General features: G+C 62.7%; 10 protein-coding genes and 2 pseudogenes. 4 read left to right on the top strand and 8 right to left on the bottom strand.

The genetic code is table 11. From position 1 onward, the window contains the following. Positions 1–143 precede the first annotated feature (143 nt). A pseudogene (locus tag AAG816_RS02110) lies at positions 144–346 on the top strand (IS3 family transposase); the annotation flags it as partial. Between the two features lie 93 nt (positions 347–439). On the opposite strand, the gene AAG816_RS02115 reads toward AAG816_RS02110, so the two are convergent. Genes AAG816_RS02115 through AAG816_RS02125 form a run of 3 tightly spaced genes read right to left on the bottom strand, consistent with a single transcriptional unit; the run spans position 440 to position 2,194 of the window. Continuing rightward, the gene (locus AAG816_RS02115) at positions 440–1,261 is read right to left on the bottom strand and encodes an MBL fold metallo-hydrolase (protein ID WP_341987720.1); all 822 of its coding nucleotides are present in this window, start codon (positions 1,259–1,261) and stop codon (positions 440–442) included. Between the two features lie 60 nt (positions 1,262–1,321). After that, a complete protein-coding gene (locus AAG816_RS02120) occupies positions 1,322–1,648 on the bottom strand; it encodes a hypothetical protein (protein WP_341987722.1) in 327 nt (108 codons plus the stop codon). Between the two features lie 6 nt (positions 1,649–1,654). Then, on the bottom strand, positions 1,655–2,194 hold the full coding sequence (locus AAG816_RS02125; RefSeq protein ID WP_341987723.1) for a sugar ABC transporter: 540 nt from the start codon (positions 2,192–2,194) through the stop codon (positions 1,655–1,657). 165 nt (positions 2,195–2,359) lie between these two features. On the opposite strand from AAG816_RS02125, the gene AAG816_RS02130 reads away from it, so the two are divergent. Next, positions 2,360–3,259: a LysR substrate-binding domain-containing protein gene (locus tag AAG816_RS02130; RefSeq protein WP_341987725.1), complete on the top strand. Its 900-nt coding sequence runs from the start codon at positions 2,360–2,362 to the stop codon at positions 3,257–3,259. Between the two features lie 88 nt (positions 3,260–3,347). On the opposite strand, the gene AAG816_RS02135 is transcribed toward AAG816_RS02130, so the two are convergent. The 3 genes and pseudogenes from AAG816_RS02135 to dinB all read right to left on the bottom strand — a co-directional run bounded on the left by AAG816_RS02135 (position 3,348) and on the right by dinB (position 5,436). Beyond that, positions 3,348–4,013 (bottom strand): TenA family protein, encoded by a 666-nt coding sequence (locus tag AAG816_RS02135; RefSeq protein WP_341987727.1) that lies wholly within the window; start codon positions 4,011–4,013, stop codon positions 3,348–3,350. Between the two features lie 66 nt (positions 4,014–4,079). Next, positions 4,080–4,259 (bottom strand): hypothetical protein, encoded by a 180-nt coding sequence (locus AAG816_RS02140; RefSeq protein ID WP_341987729.1) that lies wholly within the window; start codon positions 4,257–4,259, stop codon positions 4,080–4,082. Between the two features lie 75 nt (positions 4,260–4,334). Next, positions 4,335–5,436, bottom strand: a pseudogene (gene dinB, locus AAG816_RS02145) (DNA polymerase IV). 582 nt (positions 5,437–6,018) lie between these two features. Here dinB and AAG816_RS02150 point away from each other — a divergent pair. Beyond that, positions 6,019–7,362, top strand: a complete 1,344-nt coding sequence (locus tag AAG816_RS02150; RefSeq protein WP_341987731.1) for a hypothetical protein — start codon at positions 6,019–6,021, stop codon at positions 7,360–7,362. A gap of 686 nt (positions 7,363–8,048) precedes the next feature. Then, complete coding sequence (locus AAG816_RS02155; protein ID WP_341987733.1) at positions 8,049–10,550, top strand: hypothetical protein; 2,502 nt, start codon at positions 8,049–8,051, stop codon at positions 10,548–10,550. Positions 10,551–10,707: 157 nt separating this feature from the next. On the opposite strand, the gene AAG816_RS02160 is transcribed toward AAG816_RS02155, so the two are convergent. Continuing rightward, positions 10,708–10,956 (bottom strand): hypothetical protein, encoded by a 249-nt coding sequence (locus AAG816_RS02160; protein WP_341987735.1) that lies wholly within the window; start codon positions 10,954–10,956, stop codon positions 10,708–10,710. Positions 10,957–11,661: 705 nt separating this feature from the next. Continuing rightward, entirely contained in the window at positions 11,662–12,084 is a 423-nt protein-coding gene (locus tag AAG816_RS02165) for a MucR family transcriptional regulator (protein WP_341987964.1), read from the bottom strand. Positions 12,085–12,616 lie beyond the last annotated feature (532 nt).

The raw sequence follows: 12,616 nt of genomic DNA on the forward strand, positions 1-12,616 counted from the left end.
ACTTCTAGGGCCCATGGACTGAGCTTGGGTTGGGATCGCTGCCGTGACATTCGGTGGAATGAGACGTTCTAACAAGCACAAGAATTCGGACGAGGTGATGCCAAAACGGCATCGCTGTCCTGATCGCGTGGGTTGAGGAAATCAACGCTTTGGCCGAGCCGATCGATGGCCTCCACAAGGCCGCCGTCATCCACAGATTGGGGTAAGGCGATCCCTCAAGGCTGTTCAGTTAGCGACGCTCACATGGGTCGACTGGTTCAGCCATTGCCGGCTGCTGGAGCCCATCGGCAACATTCCGTCCGCCGAAGCCGGGGAACGCTACTGCGATCTGCTCTGCGAGCACTGATGTGCTGCCCGCTTTTTACGCCAGTTTGATCTGGATTTTTCACTTATGATACCCGTTCCGGGGACGAGGAGAGTTCCGTAAAGGCGTCGAAGTTCACGGAAGCGCAGATCGCGCTCGCTCCTCATAAGCAATGTCGTAATTTGCGCCCGCGCGCTCTATATGCGCGAAGCCGGATTCGCCGAGGTGCATGCCCGCGATCAGCAGCCGGTCAGTGCTGACCACGTCGAGCAGCCTCGCCCGTGTCTCGGCGGCGAGATTGGAATCCTGATCGAACGCGATCGACACCTCCGGGCGTGGAATCTGGATTTGCGGGAAATGGACGATGTCTCCCCAGACCAGCAGGTTCTGACCGTCGGATTCGAGACGGTAGCCGGTGTGCCCATCGGTGTGTCCCGGAAGTGGCACTGCCGTAATGCCGGGGAGCACGTCGCCGGCCTCGAAGGTGCGCAGTCTCTCGCGATAGCCATCGAACGCCTGACGCGCCATGAGGAAATTGCCACGAGCGCGCTCGGGCGCGCGGTTCAGATTGCCGTCATCCCGCCAGAACGCGACTTCCCGACGATGGACGACGAGCTCGGCGTTCGGGAAGGCGGCCTCTCCTGAAGCGCTCACCAGTCCCCCGACATGATCGGGATGGGCATGGGTCAACAGGATCGCGTCGATCTCCGAGGGCCGGATGCCGAGCAGCCGTAGGTTGGTCCCCAGCCGGCCGCCCCATTGCTTGAACCCACCTGCGCCCGCGTCGATCAGAACCGCGCGACCGCTTCCCCGCACCAGGTAGCAGTTGATATGAATCGCCGTGTGATCCTCTACCCTCGCGTTCTCCTGCATCCGGCAGGCAACGACCGGGTCGATGTTCGATAGAAAGTCGAGGCTGGCGGTGAGATAGCCGTCACTGATCGCGGTGATGGTCAAGTCTCCAACATGCCGACTGGGAAAGCCAAGATCAGACATTAGTTTGCTCCAGGCGGCAGCTCAATTTCGCGCGTGAATGCTTGACGCAATATGGCCGAAGCAACGGATGCGCGCCGTGCGACCGATGTTGCGTTTCAGGACCTCGTCCAGCCCGTCCATAAATCGGTCCATGACCGCCGGGGTTCGAAAGGGCTCCAGGCGATATTGGATTTCCGCGAAGATCGGGTGCCCCAGCCCGTGCCGAACGGCGACGTAGATGACATGTACATTCGCCAATTTGGCCAGGAGAATGCCCGTGCAAAGTTCGGCGCATTGCGTCGAGAGATCGTCCAGCGCTCCATCCGACGGCATCTCGTCTGCCGGGATATAGATCGTGACATTGGGCATCGGGGCCTACCTTGCTTTGTCGAAGGCAGTGTCATGCGTCAATTGCTCAGTCATTGGCGCATAGAAATGGACAGCTTCCGGCGAAGACTTGAGGTCGGCCGTCCTGCCGCGCTCTACCTTGGCGAGCCAGCGGAATTCCGGGACCTTCTCCATGGCGACGGCTTGCATCGCGCGTGGGATGAGGCCCAGCCGGATCAGAGGTTCGGGACCATTTGCGCTCAACGCCAGATGTTCGCCCTCGCCGATGGACGGCGCGCGCTCGACGCCGTCATAGAGGTTTCGGTGCCAGTCGGTGATGTGCTGTTGCCAGCGCGCGAAATTGCCGCCGCCCTTCTGGCGGTATTCCTCGCCCATCAGGACGTCGAGGCCATCGATCGAGTGAAGCGCGAGATAGAAGGGGCAACCGCCGTGCAGAGCCCTGAAGCGTTGCGAGGTATGAAAGCCGCTCACCGAGATGAGCGCCGGCAGCTTTTCCAGGCTGTAAAAGTCATTCCACTCCGCTTCGCTGTCGGGGTCGGCGAAGCTGCATTCCACTGTGTAGATCATCGGATCTTTCTCTGCCGGGCGCGTGCAGCGCGCGGTTTCTCGCTCGTTGATGTTTCATCACGATAATCGCAGCGGCATGCGCTATATATCGACGTTGGCTCATCCTTCAGTGAGCGAAAGTCATGATGATGAGGCCGCGTTTCAATCGTTGCCTTGGAGACGCCGATGCGCCGCAAGATTCCCAGTCATTCCGCGCTGATGGCGTTTGAGGCGGCGGCCCGTCACGGCAGTTTTGCGCGTGCAGCGGACGAACTGGCTCTAACCGAAGGGGCAATCAGTCGTCAGATCGGCCGGCTAGAAGCTTTTCTCGGCGTCACGCTGTTCGAGCGGGTCGGCAATCGCGTGCGGCTTCGGCCGAACGGCGAGCGATATGCAGCGCAGGTGCGCGAAACACTCGACCGGTTGGAACGTGACAGCAACTATCTGATAGGCCAACCGGAGGACAGCGCGAGTCTCGACATCGCCATCCTGCCGACCTTTGCGACCCGCTGGCTCATCCCACGGCTGAAGCGGTTCCTGCAACGGCACCCCAACATCACCGTGCATCTCGCGGAACGGATGGAGCCGTTCGTTCTCACCGGCAGTGGCTTCGACGCCGCCATCCATTTCGAACACCCGGCCTGGACGGGAATGCGGACGCACCGTCTGCTGCACGAGGTGCTGGTTCCTGTCTGCGATCCCGGGCTGATCGCGGGGCGAGATCCGGCGACGGCCCTTGACGCGCTGCCGCGCCTCCACCGCCGTCAGAACCCGGAGGCTTGGCGGCTTTATGCCGCGGAGACGGGAATGACGCTGACCAACCCTGCGATTGGCGCGCGCTACGATCTCCACGCCATGCTGATCGAGGCCGCCCTCGCCGGGCTCGGGGTCGCGCTGGTACCGCGTCTCTATGTCGAGACGGAAATTGCTGACGGCCGGCTGGTCGCGCCCTGGCCGGAAGGAACGTCCATCTCCAAGACGTTCTGCTTCGTCATGCCGGAGGCGATCAGGTTGAGCGAGGGCCCGCTCCAGGCGTTTGCAGAGTGGCTTCTTGCGGAAGCTCGATCATCAAATACACGGGAATGAAGACCGTCGCGGCGACCGGAACCTTCGATCGCTGTCGCTCTGTTCGTACAGCGTGCGTGGTCTTGGCGCTCCCGTCAGCCACAAAGGGTCAGTGGGCGCCGAGGTCCAGCCCCATCTGCCAGAAATCCGCTTCCAGCCGCGCAGCCTGCCCGAACAAGGCGGACAGTTCGGCGAAGCGACGGTCGGTCATCGCCCGCGCGGCGAGGTCGTCCAGATGTCGGCGCGCCGTTGTCGCCACACTCTGGTAGCCCGCCCCGGCATATTCGCCGATCCACTCGCGATACGGATGGTCATCCAGCCCGTCGGCGCCACCGGGCGCCAGCGCGGGGCCGATCTCGGCATAGCCGATGACGCAGGGCGCCAGCGCCGTGTGCAGATCGAGCAGGTCGCCCGCCGCCCCGCAATCCAGCACGAAGCGCGTATAGGCCACGGTGGCCTGCTCCTCGCGCGCGGCATCGAGGTCGGCGCGCGACAGCCCCCAGCGGCTACACAGGCGCACGTGCAACTCGGTCTCTGCCAGAATCGCCGCCAGCCCCTCCTGCGCGATGCGAATGTCGGCGAGCGTGCGGCTCTTGTAGGCGGCGAGCGCATAGGCGCGGGCGAACTGGATCAGGAACAGATAATCCTGCACCAGATAGGCTCGAAACGCGGCCTCGGGCAGCGTGCCGGCGCCAAGCTGGCGTACGAAATCGTGGTCCACATAGCTCTGCCAGTCCGCCGATGCCGACGCTTTCAGGCGCGTGAAGATATCCATGCCGTTTCTCCCCGCCCGGTATCGGACACGCATTGTTTCCGCGCAAGCCCGCCGGGTAGGGCGGGGTCAAAGCTCATTCCCCGTGGCGCGGGAACCCTGCCTGAGCGCCGCGGGGGCCACGACAGGCGTCGACACCGACGCCGCGATGACGACCCACGGCAGAATGGCGACGCCCAGCGTGCCGAGCAGCAGCCCGCCGATTGCTCTGCCGCCGGCGATGGCTAAATTCCATACGGTGACGATCATCGCCTGAGCCACGTCCGCAGCCGGCACCATTCCGGAGAAACCGGATGACTGAACGGGTCCAGGCTGCTTGAGCTCTCATAGAAGGGAAAGCTGGGCATCCGTCTCGGTGTCGTCGGCTCGTGCATCGAGAGACGAAATCGTCACGCCGATCAGCCGGACGCCCTTCGCCGTCGGAAACAGTGGCGCGAGAAGTGCTTCAGCGATCCCCTGGAGCACCGCCAAGCTTGTGACCGTGGTGCCTCGCGTGCGGCTTCGCGTGATCTGGTGGAAGTCCGCGTACTTCACCTTGAGGGTCACGGTGCGCCCGACGAGGTCGCGCCTCGCAATGACGCCATACCTTGGCGGCCAGGGGCTCCAATTCATGGCGGGCGCTGTCGAGGTCGAAGATGTCAGCGGCAAAAGTATCTTCTGCACCAATGGATTTGCGCTCGCGGTGGGGTTCAACCGGCCGCTCGTCGATCCCGCGCGCGATCCGGTAGTACCAGCCACCCGACTTCCCGAAATGCTGTTGCAGGACGTCCAGCGACTTCGCCCGCAGGTCGGCACCGGTGGCGATCCCCAGCCGTTCCATCTTGCCCGCCGTCGCCGGTCCCACCCCATGGAATTTCTTGACCGACAGCGCCTCCACGAAGCCGGGACCCATACGTGGCGTGATGACCGCCTGACCGTTCGGCTTGTTGAGGTCGCTCGCCATCTTCGCCAGGAACTTGCAGTAGGAGATGCCGGCCGATGCGTTCAGCCCTGTGACCTCCTTGATCCTGGCCCGGATGACCTCTGCCACCGTGGTGGCGGCTGGTATGCCGTGGTTGTTTACCGTGACATCGAGATAGGCTTCATCGAGGGAGAGAGGCTCGATCAAGTCGGTGTGCTCGGCGAATATCTCCCGGATCTGGGCGGAGACCGCGCGATAGACCTCGAAGCGTGGTGGGACGAAAATCAGCTCCGGGCACTTCCGCTTGGCGGTGACGGACGGCATGGCGGAGTGCACGCCGAACACACGCGCCTCATAGCTGGCGGCGGCAACGACACCTCGCGCTGCCGAGCTTCCGACGGCGACAGGCTTCCCTCGGAGTTCCGGATTGTCGCGCTGTTCGACCGATGCATAGAACGCATCCATGTCCACGTGGATGATCTTGCGCTGGGGCCTCCCTGGTTCACGGTCTTCGGAGGGAGCCATCGTCCTTGACCGCGCAGTCCCTATTCGGGTGACGCCGGATCAGCGTCGCATTTGGATCAGCGATTCATTATCCGAAGGAGAACATATGGGCAACATTCTCATGGCGCGGGAGCGCCCGGTTGAGCGTAAAGAGGGGCGGGCGCTCATCGGAACGTAAGCCAGATCGGGGCAGGATCGCTGGCATGGGGGCCAGCCGCCCTGGCGGGTACGGCGGGGTCAAAGCTCATGCCCCGTGGCGCTGGTACCCTCGCCACCGCGGGCCAACAGGCCATACCCAAATGTCCGAGCGAACTCAGCGCTGGATAAAGGCTGGGGGCAAAGTCAGTGATTGTGACCACAAAAGACACGATTCTGATCACAGGGATGAAATTTATGTCCCACGATTTGCTGAGAGTGTGAAAAAGTTAATCAATTTGCCGATGGTTGGGTCTGCGGATTAGATCTGCAGGTGCTGCACCACACAGATCGGTTCTATGTCGATATTTTTCCCACCCGCCCATCAGCCCTTCGCGAACTATTTGGAGAGGGCTTCCCGGTTGGGTTGAGGGGTGCAATCTGCGCGTACGCAAGAGGAACGAGCCAGTGAAACCATCTCCGCTCGATATCCTGAAGGCGGGGCAGTGGGAGCAGGCGTTGTTCACGACCTACGCCCTAAGCCTCTCGTTCTTTGAAGGGGTGGTCCTCGACGCGCTCGTCCGAGGCGGGAACCGCGAGGCGTTGATCCTGGCCGACATTTCAGGCGTCCACTCCGCTCTTGGCGAGCGGGGAGCGCGGCTGGCGGGCCGCGACTACGAGGTCGAGCCGATCCATGTCTCCGGAGGATGCTTCCACCCCAAGGTGTCGATTCTGGCGAACGCCGATGACGTCCACGTCATCGTCGGATCGGGCAACCTGACGTTCGGGGGATGGGGCAATAACCTCGAGGTGTTCGAGCACCTCCATCCCAGCTTCGCGCCAGGAGCGATCGCCGACGTCGCGGACTTCCTAGAGCAAATCGCAACCACGCCTCGGCTGCGCCATGCGACCGGCGAACGCTGCGTAGCCCTGGCGGACGACTTGCGGCGCCGAATCCGGAACGTCGGAGGTGACGGGACGATCCGCGTGGTCCACAGTCTCGAGACATCCATCGTCGATCAAATCGAGGATCTCCTGTCCGACCTCGGACCGGTGGAGAAACTGGTCGTCGCATCGCCGTTTTGGGACTCGACGGGCGCCGGCATCGACCGACTCTGTCACCGTCTCGCGTTGGATGCCGTGCACGTCCATGCCCATCCGGCATCGATGGTGCGCAGCGCGCACGGCATCGACTGGCCATGGAGCGCCAAGACCAGGGTCGAACCCGTTTCGATCTGCCATCTCGCGGAGAACGGTGCCGACCGATCCCTCCATGCGAAGGCCTTCGAGTTCCACTGCGCTCGGGGACGCCTCGTCGTCTCCGGTAGCGCCAACGCAACACTCGCCGCGCTGGGGGCCGGACGAAACGTGGAGGCCTGCGTCGTCCGCATCCAACGAAACCGGAAGATGTTCTGGCTGCATGATCCAGCTTCCCTACCGGAATGCGCCGCCGACGCGATGGACGATGGGGAAGACGAGGAGGACATTGGCGTCCTGCGCGCGACGCTCGAGGGCGATCTACTTCGCGGCATGGTACTAACCGGTCTTCGACCCGGACCTGCAACGGCATCGCTCGTGTCATCCGAAGGCGTCGAGCGGATCGGCGACCTTGACGTATCCGCGGACGGAACGTTCGCGATCCGGGCCAAGGGGCTTGAGATCGACGCTTGGCAGGCTGGACGCGCGATCGTGCGCATCCAGACCCAGGAGGGTCGGCGGGCGGAAGGGTTCGTCAGTCTTGTGGCGGTCTCCGGCATGATCCGGCGGATCGGATTGAACCGCGCCGAGTTTGTCGGAAGCCCCAACTCCTGAGAGGATCGGGCCGGGAGGAGCAAGTCGACGAACACGTTCTCGCCCGAGGCGCGCCTGGGGGGGTGAGGATGGTGCTGGATCACGGCCGAGCATCCATCCCGCTGGGCCGCAAATATGTCGATCTCCAGCAAGGTGGCAGCATGGGGGAGATGCAGAACGAGTGGGTGAAAATGGCTGAGATCAATAGTGGCCCACGCCGAGTCTAACCACGCATGTGGTGACCGAGCCGAGACGGAGCTCAGAGCGGCATAATCCCGTCCACTTTTCCGGTGAAAAAATCAGTTGTGGGATGCATGGGTATGAAGGACGACCCGGACAACCGGCGGCGGGTCCGCTGCGGCTTCACGAGCCTTGACGGCTCCCATGCGAAAATGGAGTTTTAGCGCGACAATGCCCGGCTCATGCCGCCATCGGCAACTGACCACCAATCTCGCTCAAGAATACCTCCCGTCCACCGAGTAGTATCCCGCCTCGGACCTTCCAATTCCGGATGGCCCGAGGTCCGGGAGCAGGTCACGCCTTCGACCCGTTCGCGCCGTCGGTCATGCCATGCCACCGTGCAGTCTCACTTCGCCATCCCGTTCCGCTCTCATGCATTCGACCAGATCCCGGACGGATCACCGCACCAGAAGAGGGGTTGCGCCATGTGGAAGAATCCGGTCCGCGCCACGCCGTCCATCGTCCAGGTGGATTTCGGCGCCTATGGTCAGAATCTGCCGGGCGACGGCGAAATGTATTGCGGGCCGACATCCATCCTGATGGGTCTGTACTATCTCTCCGCCAACGGCTTCACCCAACTGGCGCCCGCCGTCTATGGCGGGCAGGAGGATGCAGCGGCAACCAGTCTGGAGCGTGTCGTCGCAGGTCTGATGGGATGCACGGCGACGGGCGGCACCTCGGGCGAGGGCCTGATGCAGGGCGTGGCCAGCTATCTGTCCGCGTGCGGCATCGCACCGGAGCAGTATCAGGTCAGCGACAGCGGCTCCCCCGATCTTGCCTTCGTCATGGAAATGATCGCACCCAATGTGTCCCAGGACCCGTCCGGTCCTATCGCGCTGACCTGCTTCTCGGTGGGCTGGTTCTGGCGGGATGACGTCACCAGCACGGACTTCTCCGGCGGCGGCGGGCATGTGCTCGCGCCACTCGTCTCAGAGTTGATCCTGCTGCCCCTGCCGCCCTTGCCTCCCGGCGTGCCCACTGAGATGCTGATCCTCAACAATGCCTATCCGGCCTCGTTCGAGGCGGTGCCGAATCTGCCGACAGAGAATCCCCAGATGGTGCAGATCGCGCCTGTGCCCAGCGGCTGGTCCTTGCCGGGCATGGATCTGCCCTCGCAAGATTACAGCCAGGTGCTGAGCGGAACCCAGGGGGGCGAGGATGTTGCCATCCTGTGGGGTGCCGCCGCTTGGACCATCGCCGCGACGGCACGGCCTGACAGTCCCGGCTACCAGCCGAGCCCCTGGGTCCTCACTGAGCAGGTGATGCTCAACACGAACGGAGGCAGCCTGACCGTGGTGGCTCCCCTGTGGGGCGGCGGCGGCGTCCACAAGGTGGGGGACGGGATTTTGCTGCTGACCGCCGCCAACGGGACCACGGGCCGCAACCTCGTGACCGGCGGCACGTTGGCGAGCAATCAGACCGAGGGCACGCCTTTCGGTTCGGGCACCATGGTCCTTGCTAATGGCGGCACGCTGCAACTGAGCGGCACCGGCACGCAATCGGTGACCATCGCGGGCGGCAACGGCGGTGCATCGAGCCTCTTCAGCCTCGGCGATGCCGGCGGAACCCTGGCGATTACCAGCACCGACGCCTTCACCGTCTGCCTCGGCGGCCACGAGGACGGCATCCATCCGAACCTCACGAGCATCCCAGGCGCAACCCTGATCCTCGCGCCCGGTGGCGGTATCTCTGCCCTGGGGGCGACCCAGCGCATCATCGTCAGCGGCAGCGCGGGCAACCTTCCGCCCGTGGCGGGCGGCATGGTGACGCCATGCATCATTGGCCTCGACAGCGATGGCCAGTCGGGCCGTTTCCTCACCTATGACGCTACGAATGGGTTCGTTCTGGCGGCGATGACGTCCTCGGCCGATGTCACCATCGACCAAGTCCCGAGCGACGCCATCTATCGCGTGGTGACGGAGCAGACGGTCGCGCCGGGGGCAACCGCACAGGCCGCCGCTCTGGAGGTGGACGGGGTGCACCTGTACGGCGGGTCGGGCACGCTTCTGGTGGGAGATCAGACGAGTGGGAGTGCCGCCGGCCTGATCCTGAACAACGTTCCCAACATCCTGGTCGGGAATCTTGGGTTCGGTGCCGCCACCGCCTTCCTTTATGCGGGCGGCGAGAGCAAGATTTCCGCAACTCTCACCGGCAGCGCCGGCCTCACCAGCTTCGGCCCCGGAACGCTCACCCTGTGGGCCGACAGCGCGCAGACCCTGTCTGGTCCCGTCACGGTCAACTCCGGCACGCTTATCGCCTCCGGCGCCACGCAGGCGGGCGCATCAGCCACCGGATCGGGCAACGTCACCATCAACAGCGGCGCGACGCTGGAAGTGAGTGGAGCCGTTGCCGGTGCGGTCACCGTCGCCGTTGGCGGCACGCTGCTCCTGAATGGCGGAAGTATTGCCGGGACAGTCACGCAGATCTCCGACGCGTCAACCTATCCGGGCGGGGTAATCCAAGGCGGAGGCACGATCGAGGGTTTCGCCACGCTGCATGGCGCCATCACCTCCGGCCCGGCCGCCGGTATCCTCATCTTCAAGGCGGGCATCGCCACATCGGCAAGCACCTGCTTCTGGTGGCGGTTGCAATCTCTGGTCGACAAAAGCACTGGCAATGCGGGGGTCGATTGGAACGCGATCGAGGTCTATGGCGGCGGCGCCTCCTTCGGCAAGCGCGGTGTCGGCGTGACCTATTATCTTGATTTCAGCGCCCTTGCCGGGGACCCGGATGCTGGCGATCCATTCTGGCAGAGCCCTCATGTCTGGCCGATCGTGCTGACCAACGTCGCCTGTTATGACAATTGGGGCAACTTCACCTATCAGTCCGGCACTTTCGACATGGACTTTGAGGACGACCAGTTCTGTCTGACCTGGACACCAGCCTCGTCTCGGCAGAGCCCGGCGCAGCAGCGACGGACTCGGGCGGCGGCCGCGAGAGCTAGATCCGAACAGCTTGGATCAGCCTGATGGGTGAAGCCGTCTCTCATCCGAGATGGGTATGACCAGATGCCTTCAGCTTCGCCGCCGCGACCGTCGCCACAACGGCTCGCTGGAGCGCGGCCGACGCAACGCCCCGCCGCCACGGATGGGCGGGGCATAACCCTCATGCATCAGGCATAGACCATCAGTTCGTGGTCGCGCCGACGGCATCCTTTACGCACTTGGTGGTGAAGCTCGTTTTGGCTGCACCTGCGAGCTTCTTATCGGTCGCCTGCGTTGCACACGCAGTTTGCGCATCTCGCTGGCATTTCCCAAGGAAGCTGGTCCTCGCGGCGCCTGCCAGGTGCTTGGCATCGGCGTTGGCAACGCAGCTATCCGCCATGGCAGGGGCGCTGATGGCGACCAGAATGGCGATTGTGAGAATGGCTCTCATATTCCCGTCTCCTCCATGTTTCTTGCGATATCGTCCACAGCTTGACGTGCATGACAAGCAGGTCTTCGCTTACATGGCATCCGGTGCGGTCTCGGAGGAGCACATGGACGATATCGCGCGGCTCGAGCGCCTTAGGGATGAACTCGGTCGTCTCAAAGGTGTTGCTCGCGAAGCAGGGCTTTCCACGCTCACCTACCTGCTGGACATGGCTTTCCTTGAGGCCAAGGCCGCTGTGGCTGCTCGGATCCCCACAGCGAAGAATGGCCCCTGCGCGCGAGTTCCTCCACCCGAGAGGTAGTTCAGGTCGCCCCACAAATGCATCATTGGCGCGGGGTACAGGGTTCTCTAACCCTCCGCATTGTAGGGTGTCAGGAAGGGGATGGGCGCGGCCAGCATCGCTTCCCGGGCGTCGGGGATGTCGTGCCCGCAGCTCGTAATATTGACGCCGGTTACATAATCGGCGGTAGCACGAATCTGCTGCCTTAAACGCTCGCCAAGGCCCAATGCGCTCCAATCGCCAGAACAGGCAAGGTGACCAGGCGGCGAAGGCTCTTCGCGCCGGCACACGCCCTGGCCGGTCAGCGCCGGACAGGGCATTTTACGTTGATGGTGGCGACGACAAAGGTGTGTTCGCCTGCAAGGCCCCAGCATGGCGGTTTGGAAGCCGTCATTGGTGAACTTACGTACCTAAGCCGCAGCCGGTGTTCAGACCCTTCTTTGACGCGCCGCAGCCTTTTTCACGGGTTCCGGTTCCGGCTGAGGCCTCCGACCGAGGCCGAGGTCTTTGGCAAGCTTGGAGCGCGCAGCAGCGTAGTTGGGCGCGACCATCGGATAATCATGGGGAAGCCCCCACTTGGCGCGATAAGCGTCGGGGGTCAGACCGTATGCCGATTGGATATGGCGTTTCAAGGATTTGAACTTCTTGCCGTCCTCCAAGCATATGATGAAATCGGGCGTGATGGATTTTTTCAGAGCAACTGCGGGCTTAAGAACTTCTTCGAACTCAATCTCTTCGCGGCTGATCCCATTCAATGCCGAATGGATATTCCGAATAAGTTCCGGCAAGTTGTGGATATCAACGGTGTTATTGCCGACGTATGCTGCAATGATATCCACCGTAAGATTCATTTGGGCTGTGCGCTTTAGGTCAGTCACGTTGAAAATTTCCCTCAAAATGATGATGTCGGATGGCTGGGTGCAGTCCAAACTCAAGATGTGCAGAAATTAATATAGCTTGGAAAGTTTTTTCTCAATGATCGTGCATGCAGCTCTGAATGCGACGGAACTTGCGCTCTCTCAATGGCCTTGGCCTATGGGAAGCTAGATTATGCAGCATTTATTCGGGGGCTTGGGACGTGTCGCGTAAGAACCCACTGCTGGGCGTTGTGGTCATCCTTGGTGTGATCGGGTTCATCGCATCGAAGTTGCCGGGTTCAAATACAGATGATGGACGACCGCCCGCCGCGGCGGTGGCACCAGCCGCAGTCGTCGTGACGCCTGGTGGGGTTCCAGTCCAACCTAAACCAGATCAGCGTCCGGTCGCGCTTCCACCGCCATCATCCGTACCTGCATCTCGCGAAGGGGTGAAGCTTGCGGTGAAGGGGACGGACGTCGCCTTCAGATCGGACCCATCCAAGAATGGGGCGATCCTTGATCGGCT

Source organism: Azorhizobium sp. AG788 (genome assembly GCF_943371865.1).
Classification (GTDB): Bacteria; Pseudomonadota; Alphaproteobacteria; order Rhizobiales; family Xanthobacteraceae; genus Azorhizobium.